Source organism: Micromonospora cabrerizensis (assembly GCF_022230955.1).
In the GTDB taxonomy this organism is placed as follows: Bacteria; Actinomycetota; Actinomycetes; order Mycobacteriales; family Micromonosporaceae; genus Micromonospora; species Micromonospora cabrerizensis.
In genome coordinates, this window is record NZ_JAKKFI010000067.1 from 70,892 (window position 1) to 96,694 (window position 25,803).

Consider the following 25,803-nt stretch of genomic DNA (forward strand, 5'->3'; position numbering starts at 1 on the left):
GGAGGCAGCCTGCCAGGCGAAGGGCGCAGTTGTCTCTAGGAGATCAGGACGACGGCGCGTGGCGCGGCCAATCTCACGTCCCGGGCTCGGCGTGCCGCCGCGCGCCGAGCCGGCCGGTCGCCCTCGTCGGACACCACAACCCATTCAACCGAATCAATTGACATGGCGAACTGACGCTGGAAACATCGAACCGATATCTGGGAGCGCTCCCAGGTCAACCGCCACCACTGTTCCACTTCCCGTCCCGGAAGGACTCCCCGTGACGCCATCCCGACGCCGCCTCCTGCTGGCCGCGGCGACCACCCTGGCCCTCACCGGCGCGGGCGCCGGCGCGGCCCACGCCGACCCACCACCGGACGCCCCCGAGCAGATCGACAACGGCGACTTCAGCGCCGGAGTGAGCCCCTGGTTCTCGTTCGGCACCGGCCCCCTCGCGGTCACCGACGGCCGGCTCTGCACCACCGTCGCGGGCGGGCTGGCCAACCCCTGGGACGCCGGCATCGGCCAGGACGGGGTGCCGCTGATCGCGGGCGCCGAATACACCCTCGGCTTCGCCGTCTCCGCCACCCCGGGTGCCGCGGTCAAGGCCGTGCTGCAACTCGGCAGCGCCCCCTACACCACGTACGCGGCCGTGGACGCCAGCGCGACCGGCACCGTCCAGCGGGTCGAGCAGACCTTCACCGTCCCGGACGACAACCCGAACGCTCAACTGATCTTCCAGGTCGGCGGCTCCCCCGAGACGCAGACCATCTGCCTGGACGACGTCTCACTGCGCGGCGGTGAGCCACCCGAGCCGTACGAGCCGGACACCGGGCCACGGGTGCGCGTCAACCAGGTCGGCTACCTGCCCGGCGGCCCGAAGAACGCCACCGTCGTCACCGAGGCCACCGAGGCGCTGCCCTGGCAGCTCCGCTCGGCCGCCGGCACCGTCGTGGCCAGTGGCAGCACCACCGCACGTGGCGTCGACGCCGCCTCCGGGCAGAACGTGCAGACCGTCGACTTCTCCAGCTACCGCACCCCCGGCACCGGGCTGACGCTCACCGTGGACGGCGAGACCAGCCACCCGTTCGACATCTCCGGGGCCCTCTACGACCAGCTGCGCTCCGACTCCCTGCAGTTCTTCTACGCCCAGCGCAGCGGCATCGCCATCGACGGCGACCTGATTGGCGACGAGTACGCCCGCCCCGCCGGCCACCTCGGCGTCGCACCCAACCAGGGCGACACCAACGTGCCGTGCCAGCCGGGCGTCTGCGACTACTCACTGGACGTGCGCGGCGGCTGGTACGACGCCGGCGACCACGGCAAGTACGTGGTCAACGGCGGAATCGCCACCTACCAGCTGCTCAACACGTTCGAGCGGACCAGGACGGCGGCCACCGCGGCCGGCGGCGCCGAGCTGGGCGACAGCACCCTGCGCGTCCCCGAGCGCGGCAACGCCGTGCCGGACATCCTCGACGAGGCCCGCTGGGAGCTGGAGTTCCTGCTGCGCATGCAGGTGCCGGCCGGCAAGCCCCTCGCCGGCATGGTCCACCACAAGATCCACGACCAGAACTGGACCGGTCTGCCACTCTCCCCGCACGACGACCCGCAGCCGCGCGAGCTGCACCCGCCGTCGACCGCGGCCACCCTCAACCTGGCCGCCACCGCCGCCCAGTGCGCGCGGCTCTTCGCCCCCTACGACGCGGCGTTCGCCAGCCGCTGCGGCACTGCCGCGAAGACGGCCTACGCCGCGGCCAAGGCCCACCCCGCGGTGTACGCCAGCCCGACCGACGGCACCGGCGGCGGCGCGTACGACGACAGCAACGTCACCGACGAGTTCTACTGGGCGGCGGCCGAGCTGTACCTCACCACCGGGGCGCAGACCTACCTGACCGACCTGACCGCGTCGCCGCACCACACCGGTGACGTGTTCGAGCCCCGCGGCTTCGGCTGGCAGAGCGTTGCCGCGCTGGGTCGCCTCGACCTGGCCACCGTGCCGAACGGGCTGCCCGCCGCCGACCTGGCCCGTGTCCGTGCCTCGGTCACCGCCGCCGCCGACAGCCACCTCGCCGAGCTGCGCCGACAGGCGTACGGGCTGCCGATGCCCGGTGACGCCAACAGCTACTTCTGGGGTGGCAACAGCAACGTCATCAACAACGCGGTCGTGCTGGCCACCGCCTTCGACCTGACCCGCAACCCCGTCTACCGCGACGGCGCCGTGCAGGCCGTGGACTACATCCTCGGTCGCAACGCCCTGAACATCTCCTACGTCACCGGGTGGGGCGAGCACGCGGCGCAGAACCAGCACAGCAGGATCTTCGGCCACCAGCTCGACCCGAGCCTGCCCCGTCCGCCCGCCGGCTCCCTCGCCGGTGGCCCGAACGCCGCGCTCCAGGACCCGTTCGCGGCGCAACTGCTCGCCGGCTGCGCCCCGATGTTCTGCTACGTCGACGACATCAACTCGTACGCGACCAACGAGGTGGCGATCAACTGGAACTCGGCGCTGGCCTGGATCGCCTCGTTCCTGGCCGACCAGGGTGACGCCGGGGCGGTGCCGGCCACCACCTGCTCGGTGAACTACACCAACTACGGCGCCTGGCAGGGCGGCACCGGGTTCACCGCCCAGCTGACCATCCGCAACACCGGTGCCACTGCCGTCAACGGCTGGAACGTGCGGTTCGCGTTCACCGGCGACCAGCGGGTCCGCGAGGCGTGGTTGGCGAAGGTCACCCAGGCCGGCTCGACGGTGACCGCGCGCAACGAGTCACACAACGCCAAGATCGCACCCGGCGGCACGGTGACGTTCGGCTTCAACGCGACGACGGCCGGCGGCGCCAACCCCGCTCCGGGCCTGATCACGGTCAACGGGGGAGCCTGCACCCTCTCCTGACCGATCCTCGTCGAGCCGGTGGCCTCCCGACCGGGGAGGTCATCGGCTCGACTGGACCGGCGTACCGACCGAGTGCTCGAAGACCTCTCCCGTGCACAGTCGCCGAATCTGTCGTACACCTGTTCTATCGTCAGTCCATGGTGGAGGGGTTGGCGCAGGCGGAGGCGGCGGTTGTCGACTGCCTCGACGCCTCGACGTGGGCTCTTCCGGAGCACGACCTCGTCGCGGCCCTCGACGCCGCGCACCGGCTCGAACACCGCCTGGCCGCAGTCAAGCTGAGCCTCGTGCGCGAGCTTGACGGCCGAGGCACCGCGACCGCGCAGGGCGCGTCCTCGACGGCCGTGTGGCTGCGCGACCGTCTGCGGCTCAGCGTCTCCGCAGCTCGCCGCCTGGTCGATCTGGCCGGCGCGTTGGACGCCGGAGCGCCCGGGGTGCGCGCTGCTCTGGCCAGCGGGGTTGTCAGCGTGGAGCAGGCCCGGGTCATCGGCGACACGGTCCGCACGGTGCACACGGCCGCCGGCGCCGAGGCGGCCGAGAAGGCCGTCGGCGTCCTGGTCGAGTGGGCCGGGCAGTTCGAGCCGACCCTGCTGCGCAAGCTCGGCACCCGCATCCTCGATCACGTCGCTCCGGACGTCGCCGAAGCCGCCGCCCGGGCGGCGTTGGAGGCCGAGGCGCGCCGGGCCTGCCGCGACCGTCACGTCACCCTGTCCGAGCTACGGGACGGCCGGCTGCGACTGTCCGGCAGCCTCGACGCCGAGGCGGCCGGGCTGTTGCGCGCCGCGATCGATCCGTTGACCACACCGTCCGGTCCGGACGATCCGCGTTCTCCTGGGCAACGCCGGCACGACGCGCTCGCAGACCTCTGCCGGCTTGCCCTGCGCACCGGCGAGCTGCCCGAGCACGGCGGCGACCCCGCCCAGATCGTCGTCACCACCAGCTTCGAGACGTTGGCCCGACAGCTCGACGCCGGCACGCTCGACACCGACCTGCGGCTCATGCCGGAGACGGTGCGCCGACTCGCCTGCGACGCGGCGATTCTGCCCGCCGTCCTCGGCGGCGCCGGTCAGACGCTCGACGTGGGCAGGCAGCGCCGGCTCGTCACCGGCCCACTCCGCCGCGCCCTGGTCCTGCGCGACCGAGGCTGCGCCTTCCCGGGCTGCGACCGGCCGCCCCGCTGGTGCGACGCCCACCACATCCACCACTGGGCCGACGGCGGCAGCACCAGCCTGACCAACGCCGTGCTGCTCTGCGCCCACCATCACCGACACGTCCACCGGGGCGAGTGGACCGTCCGGCTCGGTGGAGACGGTCACCCCGAATTCCTTCCGCCGGCCTGGCTCGACCCCGACCGGGTCCCCCGCCGCAACCAGTACCACCGGCGGACGTGACACCCCCATGGTCGGGCCCAGCCCCGGTCCCGGCCCCGAGCCCCAGCCGCCGCCGAACCAGCCGCCTCCGAACAGGCCCCAGCCGCCAAGGCACCGGAGCCGCCAACCAAACCCCAGCTGCGACCAGACCGCAGCCCGGCAAGCGGGTCGCCGCCGGCCAGACGAGCTGAAGACTGGCCGTGACGCTTGGCGCACCGCGCGGGACACCGGCGGGCTGTGACGGACGCCGCACCCAGCGGGGCATCGGTGAGCATCCGCCGGTCCTACCGTCGAGGTGTGGGCACCACGGCGGAGGTTCGCGGCCGTTGGCGGTCGCTGTCGCCGCTGCCGCCGCCCGGTCGGCTGCGCACCCTCTCACTGGCCACCCTCGCCAACACGGTCGGCCTCGGGCTGTGGGTGACCGGTGTGGCGCTCTACCTCACCCGCGCCGTGGGGCTGACCCCGACCGAGGTGGGGCTCGGGCTCACTCTCGCCGGCCTGGTCGGGCTCACTGCCAGCGTGCCCCTCGGCGGGCTGGCCGACCGACGTGACCCCCGCAGCCTCCGCGCCGTCCTGCAACTGGCGCAGGCCGCCGTCGCCGCCGCGTACCTGCTGGTCGGCTCTTTCCCGGCCTTTCTGCTGGTGGCCACACTGGACGCTCTGCTGATCTCCGGCAACCTGGCCGTCCGCGCCGCGCTGGTCGCGGCGGTAGGCGGCCCCGAGGGCCGGGTGCACGCCTTCGCCACCCTGCGTGCGGTGGCCAACCTGGGCGTGGCGCTCGGCGCGGGGCTGGCCGCGTTCGCGCTGGTCGCGGACACCGGGTGGGCGTACCGGTTGCTGGTGCTCGGCAACGTCGCCACCTATCTGGTCTCGGCGGCGCTGATCATGCGACTGCCGGCGTACCCGCCGGCGGAACGGTCGGTGCGGCAGAGAGCCGGCCGGGCGCTGCGCGACGGGCCGTTCCTCGCCGTCGTCGGTGCCTCGGCGGTGCTCTCCGTGCACCACGTGGCGTTGACGCTGGTGCTGCCGCTGTGGGTGGTGGCGCACACCGACGCGCCTCTGGTGACGGTCTCCGCCGTCCTCCTGGTCAACACGCTGCTCACCGTGCTGCTGGCCGTACGGCTGAGCAGGGGCGCCCGGCACGCGGCGCCGGCGGCGGCGACGATGCGCCGGGCCGGGCTGGTGCTCGCGGCCGGGATGCTGCTCTGGGCCGCGACCGCCGTCGTGCCCACCACGGCGGCGGTCGGCCTGCTGCTGGTCGCGACGGTGATCTACACCCTGGGCGACCTGTGGCACGCCGGGGCCGGGGCGGCGCTGGCCTACGACCTCGCCGCCCCGGACGCCCTCGGCGCCTACCAGGGGGTCGACGGACTGCTCGCCGGGCTGGTCCGCGCGGCCGGCCCGGCCCTGCTGACCTGGTTGATCATCGACGGCGGCCCGGTCGGCTGGCTGGCGTTGGCGGGGCTGCTCGCGCTCACCGGCCTCGCCGTGCCGCCGCTCACCCGACACGCCCTGGCCGACCGCGCCGACCACGCCGACCAGGCACCGCACCCGGGCTGACGGTCAGCCGATCTCCTCGTCGACGAAGCACCATCGCCAGGCCTCGCCGGGCTGCGCCGAGCGGATCACCGGGTGGCCGGTGGACGCGAAGTGCTTGCTCGCGTGCTGGTTCGGCGACGAGTCGCAGCAGCCGACCTGCCCACAGCTCAGGCAGGTGCGCAGGTGCACCCAGTAGGTCTCGCCGTCGGCGACGCAGTCCTCGCACTCGTCGGGGGTGCGCGCCTCGGCGGCACCCGCCTCGCTCAGGTGCTGACAGCTCACTTTCCGACCTCCCTCAGCAACGACTCCTCCAGGTCCAGGTCACGATAGGCCTGCACCAGCACCTCCTCAGGGATCCGACCGTCGTCCCGGGCAGCCCGGAACACGTCCCGCTCGGCGTCGATCATCTTTTGTCGCAACCGACCGTACGCCTGCGACGGGGTCTCCCGCTCGGTGCCACCGAGCCGCTCCCACGCCATGTTGGTGCGGTCCTCCACCGCTCGGCGCAGCCGGTCCACCACCGCGTCCGGGGCGCTGTCGGCCAGCTCGTCGAGACGCTCCTGGGCAGCACGGCTGGCCTGCTGCTGCACACCGGCCGCGGACAGCGCGTCCTGCACCGGGTCGTCCTGCGGCAGCTTCAACCGACGGGCGACCAGCGGCAGCGTGGCGCCCTGGCCGACCAGCGTGAAGACGATCACCGCGAAGGCCAACCAGATGAACAGAGCCCGGGGGTACGACTCGCCGTCGGCCAGGGTCAGCGGCAGCGCGAGCGCGGCGGCCAGGGTCACCACGCCACGCATCCCGGCCCAGCCGATGATGATCGGGAACTTCGGCGACAGCCGGGCATCGCGTCGGCGGACCCGGGGCACCAAACGAGCCAGGTAGGTGGCCGGGAAGAGCCAGATGAACCGGGTCAGGAAGACGGTGGCAAGCACCGCGAAGGTGACCAGGATGAGCGAGCCGATCGGCTCGTCGAGGTCGCGCAGCACCTCCCGCAGTTGGAGCCCGACCAGCAGGAAGACCAGGCCCTCCAGCAGGAACCGGACCAGCCGCCAGAACGCGCCGATCTGCAACCGGGACGCCGCCGACAGCAACTGCGGCAGCTTGTGCCCGAGCACCAGACCGGTGACGACCACCGCGACCACGCCCGAGGCGTGCAGGTGCTCGGCGGTGAACACCACCGCGAACGGAATGATCAACGACAGCGCGTTGTCCAGCAGCGGGTCGCTGATCCGCCGGTGCAGGAACCCGAAGACCAGCGCGCCGAGCGCCCCGATCAGGATGCCGCCGCCGGTGGACCGCAGCACCTCGATGGCGATCTGGCCCGTGCCGACCGCCGAGCCGATGGTGGCCATCGTCGCGACCCGCAGCAGCACCAGCGCCGTCGCGTCGTTGACCAGGCTCTCCCCCTCCAGGATCGTGACGACCCGGCGGGGCAGGCCCACCCGCCGGGCCACCGCGGTGGCGGCCACGGCGTCCGGCGGGGCGACCACCGCGCCGAGGGCCAGGCAGATCGCGAACGGCAACTGCGGCAGCAGCAGGTGCAGCACCAACCCGACCACGAACGCGGTGAACAGCACCAGGCCGACCGCCAGCAGCAGGATCGGCCGGATGTTGTTCTTGAACGCCGGCACCGAGGTCTCCAGCGCCGCCACGTAGAGCAGCGGCGGCAGGATGCCGACCAGCACCAGCTCCGGGTCGAGTTCGACCTGTGGGAAGCCCGGCACGAACGAGAGCGCCAGACCGAGTACGACCAGCACGATCGGCGCAAGCAGGCCGAGCCGGCGGGCCAGCGCGGCACCCAGGGTGGCGATCGCCAGGAAGACGACGACCGGAAACAGGCTTTCCATGGGGTACGAGCCTAGGGGTCCGTGGATTCAGCCCTCGATCAGGCGGTTGGGCGCAACTTCGGCAGCACCTCGGCGCCGAACGCGTCGATGAAACCGCGCTGCTCCTGCCCGACGTGGTGAATGGCGATCTGGTCGAAGCCGAGTTCGACGTACTCCTCCAACCAGCCGACCTGCCGACCCAGGTCCGCGGACACGTTGACCACCTCGGCGACCCGCTGCGCCGGCACGTCGGCGGAGACCGCGTCGAAGTGCTCGGCGGTCTCCAGGTCCCAGCAGACCGGCGGGGCGAAGACGTTGCTGCGCCACTGGTCGTGGGCGATGGCTTCGGCCTGCGCCTGCTCCGGCGCCCAGGAGACGTGCACCTGCAGGTGCAGTGGCCCGCGCCCACCGGCGTCCCGGTACGCGTCGATCATCTCGCGCAGGTGTGCCGTCGGGGCGTTCACGGTGATCAGCCCGTCCGCCCACTCGGCGCACCAGCGGGCGGTGGCCACGCTGACGGCGGCGCCGACCAACGCGGGCGGCTGCTCCGGGCGGGTCCACAGCCGGGCCCGGTCCACCCGGACCAGGCCGTCGTGGCTGACCTCCTCGCCGGCCAGGAGCGCGCGGATCACGTCCACGCACTCGCGCAGCCGGGCGGCGCGGACGTCCTTGCGCGGCCACGGGTCGCCGGTGATGTGCTCGTTGCTGGCCTCGCCGGTGCCCAGCGCCGCCCAGAACCGGCCCGGGTACATCGCGCCGAGCGTGCCGATCGCCTGCGCGATGATCGCCGGGTGGTAACGCTGGCCGGGGGCGTTGACCACGCCGAACGGCATACCGGTGGCCTGCAGTGCGGAGCCCAACCAGGACCAGGCGAAGCCGGACTCGCCCTGTCGGGCGCTCCACGGCGAGAAGTGGTCGGAGCACATGGCGGCGTCGAACCCGGCCCGCTCGGCGTGCATCACCGCCTCCAGGAGGGCGCGTGGACCGATCTGCTCATGCGAGGCGTGGAAACCGAACGACGTCATGGGCACACTTCCTACCCACGACGGCGACGGCTGATGCCTGCGACCTGTTCGGCGCGCGCGCCTGCGACCTGTTCGGCGCGCGTGCCCGCGAACTACTCGGCGCGCGCGCCGGCGAACTACTCGGCGTGCGCGCCTGCGCCGGCCGAGGCGGCGCCCTCACCCACCCAGACCGTCTTGGTGTTGCAGAACTCCCGCATGCCCAGCGCGGACAGCTCACGCCCGTAGCCGGAGTTCTTCACACCACCGAACGGCAACTCCGGGTAGGACGTGGTCATGCCGTTGATGAAGACGTTGCCCGCGTCCAGGTCGGTGGCGAAGCGCTCCTGCTCGGCCGGGTCCCGCGTCCAGGCGTTCGAGCCGAGCCCGAAGCTGGTGCCGTTGGCGACCTCGATCGCCTCCTCGTACGTCGAGACGCGGAACAGGCCGGCGACCGGGCCGAAGACCTCCTCGGACCACATGCGCATCTGGGGGGTGAGGTCGGTGACCACCGTCGGCGGGTAGAACCAGCCGTCGCCGGTTGGCAGCTCGCCACCGCAGAGCACTCTCGCACCGTTGTCCACGGCGTCGCGGACCTGGGCGTGCACCTCGTCGCGGCCCCGCTCACTGGCCAGCGGCCCCACGTCGGTGTCCGCGTCCATCGGGTCACCGACCCGCAGTGCGGCCATGTTCGCGGCGAACTTCTCGGCGAAGGCGTCGAACACGTCGGTGTGCACGATGAACCGCTTCGCGGCGATGCAGGACTGGCCGTTGTTCTGGCAGCGGGCCGTGGTGGCCACCTCGGCGGCCCGGTCCACGTCGGCCGAGGGCATCACCACGAAGGGGTCGCTGCCGCCGAGTTCGAGGACGGTCTTCTTCAGCTCCCGTCCGGCGATCTGGGCGATGGACCGGCCGGCCGGCTCGCTGCCGGTGAGCGTGGCGGCGCGCACCCGGTGGTCACTGAGGATGTGATCGACGGCGTCCGAGCCGACCAGCACGGTGGTGAAGGCACCCTCGGGGAAGCCGGCCCGCCGGAACACGTCCTCCAGCAGCAGCGCGGTCTGCGGCACGTTCGAGGCGTGCTTGAGCAGGCCGGTGTTGCCGGCCATCAGCGCCGGAGCGGCGAAGCGCATCACCTGCCAGAGCGGGAAGTTCCACGGCATCACCGCGAGCACGACACCGATCGGCTGGTAGCGGATGAACGCCCGGATCGCCTTCACGGCGTCGGCGTCGGCCGGCTCGTCGGCGAGGAAAGCCGGGGCCTTGTCGGCGTAGAAGCGGGCGGCCGTGGCGCACTTCGTCACCTCGGCCTGCGCCGCCACGTACGTCTTGCCCATCTCCGTGGTCATGATCCGGGCGATCTCGTCGCGCTCGGCGTCGAGCAGGTCGGCCGCGGCGTTCATCCACTGGGCGCGCTGGTCGACGGTCGTCTCCCGCAACTGCTGGTACGCGAGGTCGGCGCGCTCGATGGCACCGTCGAGTTGCTCGGTGGACATCGCCTCATAGGTCTTGAGCACCTGGCCGGTGGCGGGGTTGGTGGTGGCGATATCGGGCATCTCGTCCTCCTGTCACTCGAACAACGAGTGTCGTACGCCCGGCTCCTCGCGGCGGCGGGCGGCGCGGCGGCGCTGGATCACGACCAGGTCGACCACGGCGACCACGGCGAAGATCGCACAGATCACGCCGAGCCAGGCGATGCCGGCCCAGAACGCCAGCACCGCGAACAGCACCATGATCACCAGCCCGAAACTGGCGAGGGTGAGACGGAGGTTCAGCGCGCTGTTCGCGTGGCCGACCGTGCCACGGGCGCGCCGGGGCTGCGATCTCGTCATGCCCAGGGACCTACCCCCGATCGTCGGCGTTAACCTGCCTCGGACACCTCGGTCAGTCGCGCCAGGCGCCGCGCGACGCCGCCTCGGCGGCGTACGCCGAGAAGTCGCGCGGGTCTCGACCGGTCAGCCGGCGGACGGTGTCGGTGGGCTCCGCGTGGCCGAGGTCGCGCAGGGCCGTGAAGGCCGCGATCTGTTGCTCGATCTCCTCGGTGGGCACGCCCAGCGGACCCAGCGCGGCCCGGTAGTCGTCGGCCGCGCCGAGGTGACGCACCGGTCGACCCGCCTCCCGGCTGATGACGTCGGCCGCCTCGGCGAAGGTGATCGCCCGCGGCCCGGTGACCTCGTAGACCTGGCCGGCGTGCCCGGGCTCGGTGAGGGCCGCCACCGCGACGGCGGCGATGTCGTCCGCGTCGACGAACGCCTGGCGCGCCGCACCGACCGGCACGCTGACCGCACCGGCCAGCACCGACTCCCGGAAGACGCCCTCGTCGAAGTTCTGGTCGAACCAGTCCGCCCGCAGGATCGTCCAGTCGGTGCCGGCCTCCCGCACCGTCCGTTCGGCGGCCAGCAGGCGCTCGTCGCCCATCGCCTCGATCGCCCGGCTGGAGAGCAGCACCACGTGCCGCACCCCCTGGTCGAGGGCCAGTCGTACGAGGGCCGGCTCGACCGGCTGGCCGTCCGGTGCCATCAGGTAGACCCGGGACGCGCCGGCCAGGGCGGGCGCCCAGGTCGACTCGACCGACCAGTCGAAACGCACCGGGCCGCCGCGGGAGGCAGCGCGGACCCGGACGCCCAGCGCCCGCAGTCGGTCGGCCACCCGTCGCCCGGTGGTGCCCGTCGCGCCGAGCACGAGGATCGCGCTGTCGTCCATGCTCCGAGTAGAGCACCGACCCCCGACAGCGTCCGGCCGACGGCCCGCGCCGCCGGGGGCACCGGGGTGCCACCGGTGTGCTCGATTACATCCGTTCGCGTCGTAGCCCCCGCCGACCGCAGGATGGACGCATGTCATTGACCCTCGCCGTGCCGGTGACCGTCGCCATCGCCCGCCGTGTCGACCCGGCCCGGTCCAGCGAGATGGTGGCCTGGATGCGGGCCGGCACCGCGCTGGCCGAGGCGTTCCCCGGGTTCCTCGGCGCCGGCTGGGTGCAGAGCGGTCCCGGTTCGCCGGAGTGGCACATGCTCTACCGCTTCGCCGACGCCGAGACGCTGCGCCGCTGGGAGGAGTCGCCGCAGCGGCACTGGTGGCTCAGCTCGGCGCAGGGCATCGTCGAGCACACCCGGGTCGAGCGGCGTACCGGGATCGAGGGCTGGTTCGACCCTCCGCTGGAGCACTCGGTGGACCCGGTGGGGCCGGCCGAGCCGGTCGGGCCGACGTCGCCGCCGAGGTGGAAGCAGGCGGTGACGATCTGGCTGGCGTTCTTTCCGCTGAGCCTCAGCGCCACCCTGCTGACCAGCCGCTTCCTCGACGCCGTGCCGCTGGCGGCGCGGGTGCTGCTGATGACGCTGTGCCTGACCCCGCTGATGACCTATCTCGTGCTGCCCCGGATCACCCGGGCGCTGCACTGGTGGCTGCACGGCCAGCCGGCACCCTGGCGGGCCTCATAGCACCCCGCCGGCCCCCGCGTCGGCGCTCTGCCGCATACCCGACAGCACCTCCCCGGCAAACCACGTCCTACGCATAGAGTTACCGCGCTGTCGCTCTGTGCTGTGGGAGGGGATGTCATGCCTCGACGGGGGGTCACCGCCCTGGCCTGTCTCGCGGCGCTGGTGGCGCTGGCCTGCGAAGGCGGCACCTCCGCGACACCCCGCCCGACCAAGAGCGCGCCGCCGTCGAGCGGGCCGGGCGGCATCGCCGCGCTCGGCGACTCGATCACCACCGGCTTCGCCTCCTGCCTGGTGCTCACCTCCTGCGAGCGCAACTCCTGGTCGACCGGGGACGGCCTGCGGGTGGAGAGCCACTACCGGCGGCTGCTGGAGCAGAACTCGGCGATCCGCGACCGGACGTACAACCATGCCCGTCCCGGCGCCCGAGCGGACGCGCTGGAGGGCCAGGCCCAGGCAGCGGTACGCGACCGCGCCGACTACGTCACCGTGCTGATCGGCGCCAACGACGTCTGCCGGGGCGGAGTGGACGCGATGACGCCGGTGGCGCAGTTCCGGGCCGACGTCGACCGGGGCCTGCGGGTGCTGCGGACCGGCCGGCCGAAGGCCCGGGTGCTGGTGGTCAGCATCCCCGACCTGTACCGGCTCTGGGAGGTCGGGCACGACGACGCCCGGGCCGTGCGCGCGTGGCGGCGGGGCATCTGCCCGTCCCTGCTGGCCGAGGCGACCTCGACCGCGCCCGCCGACCGGGCGCGCCGGGCGGCCGTCCGGGACCGGATCAACGCGTACAACACCGAGTTGGTGGCGGCCTGCCGGGCGTACGGCTCCCGCTGCCGGCACGACGGCGGCGCGGTGCACAAGGTCCGGTTCACATTGGACCTGCTCAACCCGCTGGACTGGTTCCACCCCAACGCCACCGGCCAGGGCCGGCTCGCCGAGGTCACCTGGCGCTCCTCCGGCCTGGCCAACTGACCCCGGCCGGCCAACCGACCCGGCTGGCCGGCCGTCAGTGGTGGCGGGGCTCCGGGACGGCCACGCCGCGGGAGCGGTACAAGGTCCGGGATCGCTGCGCGAGGTCCTTCGTGGCCGACGAGTTGGCCCAGGTGCCGAGCACGATGGCCGCACCGGGAATGATCTTGGCGACCATCCGCTTGGCGGCCCGGACGCCGGCCATCTGGGCCAGCCGTACGCCGAGTTGCAACATGACCCGACCGAGCGGGCGCCGGCCGCCGGAGCCGAAGAGCGCGTCGGCGCGTTCCCGGCCGGCGGCCACGCCGAGGGCCAGCCGGGCGGTCTCGGCGACCTTGTGCACCCGCTGGAGCACCAGGAGGTCGGTGGCCCGGTCGCCGTGCAACGGGTCGACGTCGTACGCGGCGGCGATGTGCAGCACCATCCGCGCCTGGGTCCAGGCCAGCACACCCACGTCGATCACGGCCCCGGGCAGCCCGGCCGCTCCGGAGACCGCGCCCGAGAGGCGGGCCAGGTTGACGAACTTGCGGGCCGCCTGGTCGGCCAGGACGTCGGCCGACACCCCGGGTTGTTCGGCCCGGGCCCGACCGGCCCATTGCGCGGCCTCCGGCCCGAGCCGGCGCACCGCCTCGAGGGCCAGGTGCTCCGGGGCGTACTGCGGATCGTCGCGCATCCGGTCCCAGAGACGGGCCGGCGGACCCTCGGGGGCGTCCACCGGCCCTGCCGGCAGGCCGACGGACGGCTGGGGGGTAGGGGCGGCAGGTTGGCCGCCGACGGGTGGGCTGTCGGTCACCGGGTCTCCCGAGGGGTGGGAAAGGCGGACAGGGCGGCCGATGGAGCGGTCAGCGGCGGCGGTTGGAGAACCGGGCCGCCAGCCCCTTGAGCTTCTGCTGGTTTCCCGGCTTGGCCATCTCCCGACGGCCTCGCTCCACCAGCTGCTGCCCCTTCGGCGATCGCAGGAACGTGGTGATTCGCTGCATCAGTGACATGGCGTCCTCCTGTCGATGGTCCCTCTGTCATGTGTACCCCTAACCCGCAACACATGTACCCGGGATGCGACAGCCTCAACCCTCACCGTCCACAGTGGGCGGTAGGTTACCGCCCCGCCGGCACGATGGCGTCGACGACCCGGGTGGCCCGCCACTCGTGCTGCTGGTAGTGCTCGGGGTACGCGGAGACCTGCACCGCCTGGGCGGCGTCGGTGAGCCGCATCCGCTGCCAGCCGGGCACCTGGGTGAGCGCGGCGAGGAACTGCCGGGTGGCGAACTCGGGGTCCATCAGTCGACCCACCGGGCCCCAACCGCTGCTGGAACGCTGCTGGAACAACCCGACCGAGTCGTGGTCCCAGCCGACGCCCTGGTGCGGGTAGTCCTGCGACTCGGGCAGCACGCCGCTGGCCACGTTGTAGAGGTTGCTCTCCTGCATGGCGGTGGCCACCGCGATCACCAGGCCGCGCCGGGGCACCCCCATCGTGCGGCCGGCACGGACGATCGCCTCCGCGTTCTCCATCTGGTCCTCGTCCAGCCCGGCGACGGGCGCCGGGTCGGTCGGGCGAGCCGGGGCGGCCTTCCGGGCCGGCGCGCTGGTGTCCGGGTCGGCCGGGGTCGCCGCGGCGGACGGCACAGCGGCGGAGGTGCTCGGGGCAGCGGTCCGGTCGAGGCCACGGGAGGCACGCTGCTGCTCGGCGCGCTGCGCCAACTCGGAGTTGGAGATCGCACCCTCCCGCGTCGCCGCTCCGGCGGACTCGTCGCGGACCTGTGCGACGGCGGCCAGGCCGAGGCAGCAGACCACGCCCGTCGCCAGCGCCACCTGCGCCCGGCGTCGACCGGTCAGGTCCCGGGCGTACGCCCGAAGCCGACTCGCGGCGGTTGTCCGTTCGGTTGAGGTGCCATCCTCCGTATCGGCAGTAGGTGTGCTCGGGGCATACGGGTCGTCGAGGGTGCCGTCGTCACGCATCAACCGAGGCTAGGCAGGGAGAAACCCTGATCACGCACGGTGATCACGTGGCGCTCCCCACACATTCGGCCCGTACTGGTGGACGACCCGGGCGGCTCGACCCGCCCGGGGAACGGACCTCGCGTACCGGATCAACCGGGCGGCGCACGCAGGCGCGCTCGGTCCCGGACAGGCCGGGACATCCGACCGCCCGGCACGACATGATCGACAAACTCGGCCTTTGGGCCGAACCGGACTCATCCGATCGGTCAGCCGGACTCGCCTCGCGGCGTAAAGAGATGATTGGTCCGATCACACCCACCCTCCGGGCGGCGGATCGCCCGGAACAGGAATGCATCAGGATGGCGGGTACGTTGCCCGAACGGGTGCCCTCCGTCGCGTCGGCACCCAGCAGGCACATTCCAGGGAGGTCCGCACCGGTGCTCGACCCACACGAGCTCTACCAGCTCACCGACGATCTGCCCGACCTCGGGCAACCGGTCCTGATCCAGGCCCTCACCGGGTTCGTGGACGCCGGCAACGCCAGCCGGCTGGCGCGCGAGCAGCTGCTCACCTCGCTGGAGGGTCGGCCGATCGCCACCTTCGACGTCGACCAGCTCTTCGACTACCGGTCCCGACGACCGGTGATGACCTTCGTCGAGGACCACTGGGAGAGCGTCGACACTCCCAAGCTGGAGCTGCACCTGCTGCACGACGACGACGAGACGCCGTTCCTGCTGCTCACCGGCCCCGAGCCGGACCTGCAGTGGGAACGCTTCGTGGCCGCCGTCGCCGGCCTCGCCGCCCGGTTGGACGTCCGGCTCACCGTGGGGCTCAACTCGATCCCGATGGCGGTGCCGCACACCCGGCCGACCGGCGTGACCGCGCACGCCACCCGCCCCGAGCTGATCGGCGGCTACGAGCCCTGGCTGCAACGCGTCCAGGTGCCCGGCAGCGTCGGTCACCTGCTGGAGTTCCGGCTCGGTGAGCAGGGCCGTGACGCGCTGGGCTTCGCCGCCCACGTGCCGCACTACGTGGCGCAGACCGAGTACCCGGCCGCCGCCGAGGTGCTGCTCACCTCGGTGTCGCGCAGCACCGGCCTGCTGCTGCCCGGTGACGGGCTGCGCTCGGCCGCCGAGGTGGTCCGCGTGGAGATCGACCGGCAGGTCGCCCAGACCGACGACGCCGCCGCCCTGGTCCAGGCCCTGGAGGAGCAGTACGACGCGTTCGCCCGGGGCCGGGGCGAGAAGAGCCTGCTCGCCCCGGACGCCGGACCGCTGCCCACGGCCGACGAACTCGGCGCGGAACTGGAGCGGTTCCTGGCCGAACAGACCCGTCCCGGCGACACCCCGGGTAGCTGACCGGGCGTCGCGGGGGCGGATACGGCAGGCTGGGGGTATGCGCCTGGCGACCTGGAACGTCAACTCGGTGAAGGCCCGCCTGCCCCGACTTCTGGAGTGGCTGGCCGACACCGCCCCCGACGTCGTCTGCCTGCAGGAGACCAAGTGCCCGGACGGCGCCTTCCCGGCGCCCGAGGTGGGCGAACTCGGCTACACCGTGGCCAGCCACAGCGACGGACGGTGGAACGGGGTCGCCATCCTGTCCCGGGTCGGGCTCGACGACGTCCGGGTCGGGTTCGCCGGTGAGCCCGGCTTTCCCGACCCGGAGGCCCGGGCCATCTCCGCCACGTGCGACGGAGTGCGGGTCTGGTCGGTGTACGTGCCCAACGGCCGGACGCCGGACGACCCGCACTACGCGTACAAACTGGCCTGGTTCGCGGCACTGCGCGACGCGCTGGCCGCGGAGCTGGCCGGTGGACTCCCGCTGGCGGTCTGCGGCGACTTCAACGTCGCCCCGACCGACGCCGACGTCTGGGACCCGGCGGTCTTCACCCACTCCACGCACGTCACCCCGGCCGAGCGGGCGGCCCTCGCCGCGCTGCGCGACCTGGGCCTGAGCGACGTCGTGCCCACCCCGATGAAGGGGCCACACCCCTTCACCTACTGGGACTACCGGGCCGGGATGTTCCACCAGAACAAGGGCATGAGAATCGACCTGGTGTACGCGTCCGCACCGTTCACACGAGCGGTCCGCTCGGCGTACGTGGACCGGGAGGCCCGCAAGGGCAAGGGCCCCTCCGACCACGCACCGATCGTGGTCGACGCGGACCTGGTCCCGGTGGTCGAGGCGTTCTGATCTCACGTCCTCGTCCTGGTGCCGTGGGTGGTGGCCGGCTTTTGGTGCGGTGGGCGGTGGCTAGGGTGGGCAGATGGCAGTCGTGAAGATCAACGCAATCGAGGTCCCACCCGGCGGCGGCGCGGAGTTGGAGAAGCGGTTCGCCGCGCGGGCCGGCACCGTGGAGAACTCCCCCGGTTTCCTCGGCTTCGAGCTGCTCCGGCCGGTCGCGGGCGAGACCCGCTACTTCGTGTACACCCGGTGGGAGACCGAGGAGGCCTACCAGGCCTGGGCCGCCGGCCCCTCCCGCGCCGCCCACGCCGCCGCGCCCGGCGAGAAGCCACGCCCCCCGGTCGCCACCGGCGCCAGCCTGCTGGAGTTCGAGGTGGCCCTGGACGTCCCGAAGTCCTAGGAGGCGTGCCCTCAGCGGCGGGGATCCCCGCCGCGGCCAGTGGCCGGAATCCTCACCCGTGACCTCCTGGATCTCCTGCGCTGAGCTGGAAAGACCTGCGGGGCGCATCGATCGGCGGCCTGCCGGCCCCGCAGGCCGGCGGGCCCGCCGGCTTCCCGATCGGCAGAACCGCCGGCCCCGCAGGTCGACAGGCCGGCAGGTCGGCAGTCTGCCGGCCCCGCAGGTCGGCAGGTCGGCAGATCGCAGGTCGGCAGATCGCAGGTCGGCAGGTCGGCAGATCGGCGGTCTGCCGGCTCCGCAGGTCGGCAGGTCCGCAGGTCGGCAGGTCGGCAGATCGGCAGATCGGCAGATCGGCAGATCGGCAGATCGGCAGATCGGCAGATCGGCAGCCTGCCGGCTCCGCAGGTCGGCAGTCTGCCGGCTCCCCCGATCCACGGACCTGCGGGCACCGCCGGTTGATCGACTCGGGATCAGCGAAACCGGGGTATTCGGCCCGGCGCGATACACCGACATCGTGAAAACCGAGTCGATCTTGCGTTGGTAGCGAGCTGAAACCGGGTCGACCTGCGGGTGCCAGCTATTGATCCACTCGGTTTCACCAAAACCGGGCTGTCCGGGTCGGATTGATACCCCGTTTTCAATGATCCCGAGTCGATCAAGCAGCAGGGCCCGCCGAGCGGGCGGCCGAGCGGGCGGCCGAGCGGGCGGGCGGTTGGGCAAGCGGCCCGCCGGCCGAGCAAGCGGGCGGCCGAGCGAGCTGGCGGCCGAGCGAGCGGGCCTGGGCGGCCGCAGGTCAGGACTTGCGGGAGGACTGCAGGGTGGCGAAGGCGATGACGTTGTCGGCGTAACCGGTGCGGCCGCCGATGAACTGCCCGCCGCAGGTGATCAACCGCAGGCCGGGCGGCCCGTCGTGACCGTAGATCCGTTCGGCGGGCAGTTGGTCCTTCGGGAAGTGCTCGACGGTGTCGACCCGGAACACCACCACCGACTCGTCCGCCCGGGCCACCTCGATCAGGTCGCCGGGGTGCAGCTTGCCCAGGTCGTAGAAGACCGACGGTCCGGTCTTGGTGTCCACGTGCCCGACGATCACCGCCGGGCCGGACTCGCCGGGCGTGGGCCCACGGTCGTACCAGCCGGTCTCGTCGTGCCGTTCGAGCGGCGGTACGGCGATCGAGCCGTCCCGTGCCTGCCCGACGGGCGCCACCGGCGCGGCCACCTTGATCGCCGGGACCGTGAGGCGCACCGGTCGGCTGGCGGACAACCCGACCGTCTCGCTGCGGGCCGGTTGGTCACCGCCGGCCGGGGCGAAGTCGAACGGGCCGACCGAGCGGCCCAGCCCTGCCCCGGTGGCGAAGACCCCGGCCAGCACCAGCACCACGGCCAGCGGCACCGACCAGGGGCTACGACCGCTACGACCGGGAGGACGGCTACGCCGAGGCGCGACGGCGGTCGGCGGGCGAGCAGCCACCGCCGGGCGGTGGACGACCAGCGGACGGTCGTCGCGCGGTAGGCGGTCGTCCTCCGGCCAGGGGTCGTCCAGCGGTAAGCGGTCGTCCTCCGGCCAGCGATCGTCCCGCGAACGGCGAGCACCGGGAGAGGGCTGGGCACCCGAGGACGCACCAGCACCCGAAGACGCACGCCCACCGGAAGACGACCCTGCACCGGGAGACGGACGCGAGCCGGGAGACGGACGCCCACCGGGAGACGGGCGTGAGCCGGAGCCGCCGGGCTGGCGGGGACCGGCCGGCGGCGACGGGGGACGGAAGATCGCCATGGCGGGCTCAGCGCCGCGTAGCGCCGTGGGCCGAACGCGGCCGGCGCAGCGCCGTCACGGCGAGGATCAGCCCGGTGATGGTCAGCGCCGCGCCGCCGGGTAGCAGCAGCTTGCCGGTCATCCCGCCGGTGCCCCCACCGAAGCCGGTGGCCGGACCGCGACTGGGCTGGGACGGGACCTTCTTGACCACCTGGAGCATGGTCGAGGCGGTGTCGCCGTCGCGGCACTCCAACTTGACCCGGTAGTTGCCGGGGCGCGTGCGCTCGCGCACCATCGGCGCGGCGGTGAGCACTCCGCGCTGCGGCTGCACGCCAACCGCGCCGAAGGCGTCGGAGACGACGGTGGCGCCCACCGAGTTGTCCCGGCAACTGGCGCGGATGCCGACCAGGTAGCCGGGCTGCACCGTGCTGGGGCTCACCTCGACGAAGATGTCCACCGGCGATGGCTGAGACGCGCCGCCCGGCGGACCTTCGGGCTGCGGCGCCGGAGCGGCGAGCACCGAGCCGACAAGCGCAGGAGCGGCGAGCACCGAGCCGCCAGGCACGGGAGCGGCGAGCGCGGGAGCGGCGGCCAGCAGGGGGCCGACGAGCACGGCCAGCACCGACAGGGTCACGCCGCCACGGGTCACTGTCACGATGCCCCCTCTCGACGCCGTGCGGCCGTGTCGGGCAGCGGAGCACCCGACCTGCCGTACCAGTTGGATCCTCTCATTTCCGGTCGCACATCACACCCGATCCGTCGACGGCTTCGCGTACGCTCGGGTCGCTGTGACCGCCACCGACCATGACCCCGCCGTCCCGCCCGAGAGCCGGACGATCCGCACGTTCCATCCCCGTCGGGGTCGGATGAGCGACCGGCAGAACGATGCGCTGGGCCGGCTCTGGCCCGCGTACGGCCTGGATGTGCCGGACGGACCGGTCGTGCCCGTCGACCTGGCCGACCTGTTCGGTCGCCGGGCGCCGGTGGTGCTGGAGATCGGCTCTGGCATGGGCGACAGCACCGCCGCGATGGCTGCTGCCGACCCGGATCGAGATTATCTGGCGGTCGAGGTGCACACGCCGGGAATCGCCAACCTGCTCAACCTGGTGGAGCGCGGCGGCCTGCGCAACGTACGGGTGGCGCAGGGCGACGCGTTGTCCCTGGTCAACGGCTTGCCCGAGGGCGCGCTGGACGCCGTGCACGTCTTCTTTCCCGACCCGTGGCCGAAGACCCGCCACCACAAGCGGCGCATCATCCAGCCGGCGCACGTGGCGCTGCTGCGGTCCCGGCTGCGGCCCGGCGGCACGCTGCACTGTGCGACGGACTGGGCCGAGTACGCCGAGTCGATGCGGGAGACCCTGGAGGCCGACCCGGGGCTGGTGGACGCGTACGGCGGCTTCGCGCCGCGTCCGGCGCACCGGCCGGTGACGAAGTTCGAGCGGCGGGCGATCACGGCCGGCCGGCCGGTCGCCGACCTGATCTACCGCCGACGGTGACGCGCCGGGCCGGACCGGCGGCCCGGACCCGCCTCCCCGGACGGGGGTCCGGCGGACACCGGGTTGGCGTAGCGGGGCATGATCCAGGCACCATGGACAGGCTATGACGCTCACCGCCGCGCTTCCGAGAAGCGCCGACCCCGACACCCTCTTCGACGCGTTCGCCGGTTGGGCGAAGGAGCGCGGCCTCGACCTCTACCCCCATCAGGAGGAGGCGGTCATCGAGATCGTCTCCGGCGCCAACCTGATCATGAACACCCCGACCGGCTCGGGCAAGAGCCTGGTGGCCATCGCCGCGCACTTCGCGGCGCTCTCCGACAGCCGGACGACCTTCTACACCGCGCCGATCAAGGCGCTGGTGTCGGAGAAGTTCTTCGCGCTCTGCGAGGTCTTCGGTGCCGAGAACGTCGGCATGCTCACCGGCGACGCCAGCGTCAACGCCGACGCCCCGATCATCTGCTGCACGGCGGAGATCCTGGCGAACCTGGCGCTGCGCGAGGGTGTGAAGGCCGACGTCGGCCAGGTGGTCATGGACGAGTTCCACTTCTACGCCGAGCCCGACCGGGGTTGGGCGTGGCAGGTGCCGATCATCGAGCTGCCGCAGGCCCAGTTCATCCTGATGTCCGCCACCCTGGGGGACACCACCCGGTTCGTCGACGACCTGACCCGGCGTACCGGGCGGCCGACCGCCGTCGTGCGCTCGGCGGAACGGCCGGTCCCGCTCATCTTCTCGTACGCCATGACGCCGCTGCACGAGACGCTTGAGGAACTGCTGGAGACCAAGCAGGCCCCGGTGTACGTGGTGCACTTCACCCAGGCCGCCGCGCTGGAACGCGCCCAGGCGCTGACCAGCGTCAACGTCTGCACCCGCGCCGAGAAGGACATGATCGCCGAGGCGATCGGCGGTTTCCGGTTCACCGCCGGCTTCGGCAAGACGCTCTCCCGGCTGGTCCGGCACGGCATCGGCGTGCACCACGCCGGCATGTTGCCCAAGTACCGCCGACTGGTGGAAACTCTCGCCCAGGCCGGTCTCCTCAAGGTCATCTGCGGCACCGACACCCTCGGTGTCGGCATCAACGTGCCGATCCGCACCGTGCTGTTCACCGGCCTGTCCAAGTACGACGGGGTCCGTACCCGGCTGCTCAAGAACCGGGAGTTCCACCAGATCGCCGGGCGGGCCGGTCGGGCCGGCTACGACACCATTGGTCGGGTCGTGGTGCAGGCCCCCGAGCACGTCATCGACAACGAGAAGGCCCTCGCCAAGGCCGGCGACGACCCGAAGAAGCGGCGCAAGGTGGTCCGCAAGAAGCCACCGGAGGGCTCGATCGGCTGGGGCCAGCCCACCTTCGACCGGCTGGTCGACGCGGAGCCGGAGCCGCTGACCTCCAGCTTCCAGGTCAGTCACTCGATGCTGCTCAACGTCATCGGTCGACCCGGGGACGCGTTCACCGCGATGCGGCACCTGCTCACCGACAACCACGAGGAGCCAACCGCCCAGCGCCGGCACATCCGCCGGGCCATCGCCATCTACCGGGCGCTGCGCGCCGGTGGGGTTGTCGAGGAGCTGCCCGAGCCGGACGAGACCGGCCGGCGGATCCGGCTCACCGTCGACCTCCAGCTGGACTTCGCACTCAACCAGCCGCTCTCGCCCCTGGCCCTGGCCACGATCGAGCTGCTCGACGCCGAGTCCCCGTCGTACGCGCTCGACGTGCTGAGCGTGGTCGAGTCGATCCTCGACGACCCCCGGCAGATCCTGTCCGCGCAGCAGTTCAAGGCGCGCGGCGAGGCGGTCGCCGCGATGAAGGCCGAGGGCATCGAGTACGAGGCCCGCCTCGAACTGCTCGACGAGGTGACCTACCCGAAGCCCCTCGCCGAGCTGCTGGAGGCCGCGTACGAGATGTACCGGCAGGGGCACCCCTGGGTCGCCGACCACCAGCTCTCCCCCAAGGCTGTCGTCCGCGACATGTACGAGCGGGCCATGACCTTCACCGAGTACGTGCAGTTCTACGGGCTGACCCGCTCGGAGGGGCTGGTCCTGCGCTACCTGGCCGACGCGTACAAGACGTTGCGCCAGACCGTGCCCGAGGACGCCAAGACCGAGGAGCTGATCGACCTCATCGAGTGGTTGGGCGAGCTGGTCCGCCAGGTCGACTCCAGCCTGATCGACGAGTGGGAGCGGCTGCGCAACCCGTCCGACGTTGCCGAGGTGGCCCTGGCGCACGCCGCGCTGACCGACCGGCCGCCGGCGGTGACCCGCAACGCGCGGGCGTTCCGGGTACTGGTGCGCAACGCGCTGTTCCGCCGCGTCGAGCTGGCCGCCCTGCGCCGCTGGGACCTGCTGGCCGAGTTGGACGCCGAGGACGGCTGGGACTACGACGCGTGGGCCGAGGCGCTCGCGCCGTACTTCGAGGAGTACGACTCGATCGGCGTCGGGCCGGACGCCCGAGGGCCAGCGCTGCTCATGATCGAGCAGGGGCGGGAACGGTGGACCGTCCGCCAGAGCTTCGACGACCCCAACGGCGACCACGACTGGGGCATCAGCGCCGAGATCGACCTGGTGGCCTCCGACGAGGTCGGCGCCGCGGTCGTCCGGATCACGGACGTCGGCCAGCTCTGAGGTGTCTGCCCCCGACGGACCGTCGGGGGCCGACCGACCCGGGGCGCAGGAGCGCCGGGGTACGCCGGGCGGCCACGTCCTCGACCCAGCCGAACAGCAGCACCGCACCGGCGGTCAGTAGGCACACCCCGGTCAGCCGCAGCGCGATCGAGGCGGCCGAGTTGAACGGGAGCAGCGGGGCGAGCAGCAGGAACATCCCGAGGCTGGCCGGGATGTGCCAGAGGTAGATGGTGACCGCCCGCGCGTTGACCAGCTGAAGGGCGCGGCGCAGGGACGGAGCGCCGACGAGCCGGGGCCGGATCCTCAACAGCACGGCGACGAGGGCCATCGACCAGAGCGTGGTGCCACCCGCGATGTGGTTGAGGTCGACGGCCCGGCCCGTCACGATGGCGCCCACGACCCACGTCCCGCCGACTCCGGCCAGGCCGGCGACCAGGCAGGCGTACCCGGGCCACGGGACGCGGTGCAGCAGTCGGTCGTGGCGGGCGAAACCCAGCAACCAGCAGGACAGGTAGGCGGCGACGAAGTAGCCGGCGTGCACCCGGGCGAGGTGCATCCCGACGGGCAGGGCGGTCGCGACCACGATGCTGGGCCATGGCCAGCGGCGGAACACCCACAGCAGGACCGGCGAGAGCAGCACCAGCCACAGATAGGTGACGACGTACCAGAGCCCGATCTGGAACGCCCAGGCCCAGGACGGCCCGCCTACCGGAGGCACCCGCAGGGGCAGGACCCACCAGAGCAGTTCGCCCCAGCCGGACACGCCGCTGGGCAGCGGCCGCCACCCGGCGGACAGCACGATCAGGGTGATCGCGCCGAACGCCCAGAACGGCAGCAGCAGCCGGCGTAGCCGCCGGACCACCGCCTGCGGGCCGTTCCGGTCCAGCGACGCCGCCATCAACGAACCGGCGATGCCGAACATCAGACCCATGGCCGGGACCAGCAGGCTCAGCCAGATCCAGCCGGTGACGTGGTAGAGCACGACCCGGACCAGTGCCAGCGTCCGCAGCAGATCCAGGTATCCGTCCCGGTCCGACGCCGAGTCGCCGGGTCGGACGGTCCGCGCCGCCGCACCTCGCCGGAGATCGAGCACCCTGGGGGCCCAGATAATGGTCACAACGCACACTAACGCCACAACTGGGACAAAATTCTCAATTGCGAACGCGACCTGAGAGCAGCGACATCTTTTGGCGACCGCTGCACCGCGCCGCAGAACGCCGGTCCGCGCCCTCAACGTCACTGGGCAATGTCAGACCCGTCGATTAGAATGTATGTACTAATCAAGATCCTGACCTGGGAGGACGCCCGTGACCGCGACCGCCTCCACGCCCCTCACCCCCTACGCCACACTGCTCGGTTTCACCCGCTACGTCGACCGCACCGGCCCCACCAAGGCGACCTTCGTGGGCGGGCTGCGCAAGCAGCGCGCCAGCAGGTCCGGCTTCAACCCGCACGGCCAGTTCGTCAAGGCGCTCAAGGCCGACATCGCCTTCCACACCGGTGGCACGCACCTGACCGGGGTGGTCGACGTGGTGAAGCCACGATGGCGCCCGCTCTACCAGGCGCTCGTTCCCGGCGCCACGGCCTGGCTGCACTCCCTCGGCGAGCCGGCAGCCGTCGACCTCGCCCAGACCCGCGACGCCCTGGCGATGCTGGGTGACCTGCCCGTCAAGATCAACCCCCACTTCGGCGTACGCCACTCCGACGGCCGCGCCGAAGCCGTCCGCCTGCACTTCGACGAGACCCCACCGAGCGAGGAATCGGTGCTCGCCACCCTGCACCTGATGGCCCGACACATGGACGCGGTGCTCCCGCACGCCGAGCCGATCCTGGTCGACATCCGTCGTGGCCAGGCCCACCGCATGCCCAACGACGCCAAGCCCGACCAGATCGAACGATGGCTGTCCGGCGAAGCCGCCGCCTTCCGCGCCATCTGGTCCACCGCCGCCTAACCCCCACCCCACCCCACCCCACCCCACTCCCACCGTCCGCGTGCCGCCCCCGCTCACCCGTCTTCGCAAGATCACGCTCGATCCAGGATGTAGTGGCCTCGCCCTCTCGGGAGGCCACTACATCCATGTTCGAGCGCGATCATGGGGACAACGGCGTGCACGACCACCGAAGCCTGGTCGGTGGTTATCCACAGGGGCAGCGTGGCGCGAGGCTGATCGGCCAGCCTGGAGCCCATGCCGAAAGCTCCTCGACGTCCGCCACAGCTGCGTAATCGGGTCTTCCGCGGCTCGATCGCCGTCTCGCGCGGTTTGCTGAGCCGAAACGACCTGCGCAGCTCCGCGTGGCGACCACTGTTCCGGGACGTCTATGCCGATGCCAGGGTCCGAGTCACGCACCAGGTCAGGTGCGCCGCCGTCGGGCGTTGGCTGATCCCATCAGAAGCGGCCATCGCGGG

Annotated in this window: 23 protein-coding genes; 11 read left to right on the forward strand and 12 right to left on the reverse strand. The window is 72.3% G+C overall.

What is annotated here, in order from left to right:
• The first annotated feature begins 259 nt into the window (after positions 1–259).
• From LADH09A_RS16700 to LADH09A_RS16710, 3 genes are all read left to right on the forward strand, one after another.
• Positions 260–2,869, forward strand: a complete 2,610-nt coding sequence (locus LADH09A_RS16700; RefSeq protein ID WP_238646164.1) for a glycoside hydrolase family 9 protein — start codon at positions 260–262, stop codon at positions 2,867–2,869.
• Positions 2,870–3,006: 137 nt separating this feature from the next.
• Positions 3,007–4,257 (forward strand): HNH endonuclease signature motif containing protein, encoded by a 1,251-nt coding sequence (locus tag LADH09A_RS16705; protein ID WP_238646165.1) that lies wholly within the window; start codon positions 3,007–3,009, stop codon positions 4,255–4,257.
• 276 nt (positions 4,258–4,533) lie between these two features.
• On the forward strand, positions 4,534–5,796 hold the full coding sequence (locus LADH09A_RS16710; protein WP_238646166.1) for an MFS transporter: 1,263 nt from the start codon (positions 4,534–4,536) through the stop codon (positions 5,794–5,796).
• Positions 5,797–5,799: 3 nt separating this feature from the next.
• Here LADH09A_RS16710 and LADH09A_RS16715 read toward each other — a convergent pair whose 3' ends face one another.
• The 6 genes from LADH09A_RS16715 to LADH09A_RS16740 all read right to left on the reverse strand — a co-directional run bounded on the left by LADH09A_RS16715 (position 5,800) and on the right by LADH09A_RS16740 (position 11,308).
• Positions 5,800–6,057 carry a UBP-type zinc finger domain-containing protein gene (locus LADH09A_RS16715; protein WP_238646167.1) on the reverse strand — a complete coding sequence of 86 codons (258 nt, stop codon included), beginning with the start codon at positions 6,055–6,057 and terminating at the stop codon, positions 5,800–5,802.
• Positions 6,054–7,625, reverse strand: coding sequence for a Na+/H+ antiporter (locus LADH09A_RS16720; RefSeq protein ID WP_238646168.1), 1,572 nt, complete (start codon positions 7,623–7,625; stop codon positions 6,054–6,056). The genes LADH09A_RS16715 and LADH09A_RS16720 overlap by 4 nt, the downstream gene beginning before the upstream one ends.
• A gap of 38 nt (positions 7,626–7,663) precedes the next feature.
• On the reverse strand, positions 7,664–8,629 hold the full coding sequence (locus LADH09A_RS16725) for a TIGR03885 family FMN-dependent LLM class oxidoreductase (protein ID WP_238646169.1): 966 nt from the start codon (positions 8,627–8,629) through the stop codon (positions 7,664–7,666).
• 116 nt (positions 8,630–8,745) lie between these two features.
• Entirely contained in the window at positions 8,746–10,161 is a 1,416-nt protein-coding gene (locus LADH09A_RS16730) for an NADP-dependent succinic semialdehyde dehydrogenase (RefSeq protein ID WP_238646171.1), read from the reverse strand.
• 12 nt (positions 10,162–10,173) lie between these two features.
• Positions 10,174–10,437, reverse strand: coding sequence for a DUF6343 family protein (locus LADH09A_RS16735; RefSeq protein WP_238646173.1), 264 nt, complete (start codon positions 10,435–10,437; stop codon positions 10,174–10,176).
• Between the two features lie 52 nt (positions 10,438–10,489).
• Positions 10,490–11,308, reverse strand: coding sequence for an NmrA family NAD(P)-binding protein (locus LADH09A_RS16740; RefSeq protein ID WP_238646175.1), 819 nt, complete (start codon positions 11,306–11,308; stop codon positions 10,490–10,492).
• A 131-nt stretch (positions 11,309–11,439) separates the two neighbouring features.
• On the opposite strand from LADH09A_RS16740, the gene LADH09A_RS16745 reads away from it, so the two are divergent.
• Positions 11,440–12,042 (forward strand): antibiotic biosynthesis monooxygenase, encoded by a 603-nt coding sequence (locus LADH09A_RS16745; RefSeq protein WP_238646176.1) that lies wholly within the window; start codon positions 11,440–11,442, stop codon positions 12,040–12,042.
• Between the two features lie 117 nt (positions 12,043–12,159).
• A complete protein-coding gene (locus tag LADH09A_RS16750; RefSeq protein WP_088947283.1) occupies positions 12,160–13,011 on the forward strand; it encodes a GDSL-type esterase/lipase family protein in 852 nt (283 codons plus the stop codon).
• A gap of 34 nt (positions 13,012–13,045) precedes the next feature.
• Here the strand turns inward: LADH09A_RS16750 and LADH09A_RS16755 are convergent, their stop codons facing one another.
• The 3 genes from LADH09A_RS16755 to LADH09A_RS16765 form a co-directional block, all read right to left on the reverse strand.
• Positions 13,046–13,801 (reverse strand): EcsC family protein, encoded by a 756-nt coding sequence (locus tag LADH09A_RS16755; RefSeq protein ID WP_238646178.1) that lies wholly within the window; start codon positions 13,799–13,801, stop codon positions 13,046–13,048.
• A gap of 49 nt (positions 13,802–13,850) precedes the next feature.
• On the reverse strand, positions 13,851–13,997 hold the full coding sequence (locus LADH09A_RS16760) for a hypothetical protein (RefSeq protein ID WP_167362424.1): 147 nt from the start codon (positions 13,995–13,997) through the stop codon (positions 13,851–13,853).
• Between the two features lie 106 nt (positions 13,998–14,103).
• Positions 14,104–14,964, reverse strand: coding sequence for a peptidase M23 (locus tag LADH09A_RS16765; RefSeq protein ID WP_238646180.1), 861 nt, complete (start codon positions 14,962–14,964; stop codon positions 14,104–14,106).
• 419 nt (positions 14,965–15,383) lie between these two features.
• Between LADH09A_RS16765 and LADH09A_RS16770 the strand changes: the two genes are divergently transcribed.
• The 3 genes from LADH09A_RS16770 to LADH09A_RS16780 all read left to right on the forward strand — a co-directional run bounded on the left by LADH09A_RS16770 (position 15,384) and on the right by LADH09A_RS16780 (position 17,530).
• Positions 15,384–16,304 (forward strand): proteasome assembly chaperone family protein, encoded by a 921-nt coding sequence (locus tag LADH09A_RS16770; RefSeq protein ID WP_238646182.1) that lies wholly within the window; start codon positions 15,384–15,386, stop codon positions 16,302–16,304.
• A gap of 37 nt (positions 16,305–16,341) precedes the next feature.
• Positions 16,342–17,139 carry an exodeoxyribonuclease III gene (locus LADH09A_RS16775; protein ID WP_238646184.1) on the forward strand — a complete coding sequence of 266 codons (798 nt, stop codon included), beginning with the start codon at positions 16,342–16,344 and terminating at the stop codon, positions 17,137–17,139.
• 73 nt (positions 17,140–17,212) lie between these two features.
• Positions 17,213–17,530 (forward strand): antibiotic biosynthesis monooxygenase family protein, encoded by a 318-nt coding sequence (locus tag LADH09A_RS16780; RefSeq protein WP_238646185.1) that lies wholly within the window; start codon positions 17,213–17,215, stop codon positions 17,528–17,530.
• Positions 17,531–18,323: 793 nt separating this feature from the next.
• Here the strand turns inward: LADH09A_RS16780 and LADH09A_RS16785 are convergent.
• Together LADH09A_RS16785 and LADH09A_RS16790 are read right to left on the reverse strand one after the other, a co-directional pair.
• Entirely contained in the window at positions 18,324–18,998 is a 675-nt protein-coding gene (locus LADH09A_RS16785; RefSeq protein ID WP_238646186.1) for a class F sortase, read from the reverse strand.
• 313 nt (positions 18,999–19,311) lie between these two features.
• A complete protein-coding gene (locus LADH09A_RS16790) occupies positions 19,312–19,941 on the reverse strand; it encodes a hypothetical protein (protein WP_238646253.1) in 630 nt (209 codons plus the stop codon).
• A gap of 130 nt (positions 19,942–20,071) precedes the next feature.
• Between LADH09A_RS16790 and trmB the strand changes: the two genes are divergently transcribed.
• A complete protein-coding gene (gene trmB, locus LADH09A_RS16795; protein ID WP_372492293.1) occupies positions 20,072–20,779 on the forward strand; it encodes a tRNA (guanosine(46)-N7)-methyltransferase TrmB in 708 nt (235 codons plus the stop codon).
• Positions 20,780–20,882: 103 nt separating this feature from the next.
• Positions 20,883–23,396: a DEAD/DEAH box helicase gene (locus LADH09A_RS16800; protein WP_238646188.1), complete on the forward strand. Its 2,514-nt coding sequence runs from the start codon at positions 20,883–20,885 to the stop codon at positions 23,394–23,396.
• On the opposite strand, the gene LADH09A_RS16805 is transcribed toward LADH09A_RS16800, so the two are convergent.
• On the reverse strand, positions 23,374–24,513 hold the full coding sequence (locus LADH09A_RS16805; RefSeq protein WP_238646189.1) for an acyltransferase family protein: 1,140 nt from the start codon (positions 24,511–24,513) through the stop codon (positions 23,374–23,376). The two genes, LADH09A_RS16800 and LADH09A_RS16805, sit on opposite strands and share 23 nt — an antisense overlap.
• A gap of 190 nt (positions 24,514–24,703) precedes the next feature.
• Between LADH09A_RS16805 and LADH09A_RS16810 the strand changes: the two genes are divergently transcribed.
• Complete coding sequence (locus LADH09A_RS16810) at positions 24,704–25,348, forward strand: hypothetical protein (RefSeq protein WP_238646190.1); 645 nt, start codon at positions 24,704–24,706, stop codon at positions 25,346–25,348.
• Positions 25,349–25,803: the final 455 nt, after the last annotated feature.

Coding starts and splice junctions, on each gene's coding strand:
- LADH09A_RS16750 (WP_088947283.1), top strand. CDS start 12,160: ATGCCTCGACGGGGGGTCACCGCCCTGGCCTGTCTCGCGGCGCTGGTG.
- LADH09A_RS16705 (WP_238646165.1), top strand. CDS start 3,007: ATGGTGGAGGGGTTGGCGCAGGCGGAGGCGGCGGTTGTCGACTGCCTC.
- LADH09A_RS16760 (WP_167362424.1), bottom strand. CDS start 13,997: ATGTCACTGATGCAGCGAATCACCACGTTCCTGCGATCGCCGAAGGGG.
- LADH09A_RS16800 (WP_238646188.1), top strand. CDS start 20,883: ATGACGCTCACCGCCGCGCTTCCGAGAAGCGCCGACCCCGACACCCTC.
- LADH09A_RS16730 (WP_238646171.1), bottom strand. CDS start 10,161: ATGCCCGATATCGCCACCACCAACCCCGCCACCGGCCAGGTGCTCAAG.
- LADH09A_RS16745 (WP_238646176.1), top strand. CDS start 11,440: ATGTCATTGACCCTCGCCGTGCCGGTGACCGTCGCCATCGCCCGCCGT.
- LADH09A_RS16725 (WP_238646169.1), bottom strand. CDS start 8,629: ATGACGTCGTTCGGTTTCCACGCCTCGCATGAGCAGATCGGTCCACGC.
- LADH09A_RS16735 (WP_238646173.1), bottom strand. CDS start 10,437: ATGACGAGATCGCAGCCCCGGCGCGCCCGTGGCACGGTCGGCCACGCG.
- LADH09A_RS16765 (WP_238646180.1), bottom strand. CDS start 14,964: ATGCGTGACGACGGCACCCTCGACGACCCGTATGCCCCGAGCACACCT.
- LADH09A_RS16740 (WP_238646175.1), bottom strand. CDS start 11,308: ATGGACGACAGCGCGATCCTCGTGCTCGGCGCGACGGGCACCACCGGG.
- LADH09A_RS16775 (WP_238646184.1), top strand. CDS start 16,342: ATGCGCCTGGCGACCTGGAACGTCAACTCGGTGAAGGCCCGCCTGCCC.
- LADH09A_RS16780 (WP_238646185.1), top strand. CDS start 17,213: ATGGCAGTCGTGAAGATCAACGCAATCGAGGTCCCACCCGGCGGCGGC.
- LADH09A_RS16720 (WP_238646168.1), bottom strand. CDS start 7,625: ATGGAAAGCCTGTTTCCGGTCGTCGTCTTCCTGGCGATCGCCACCCTG.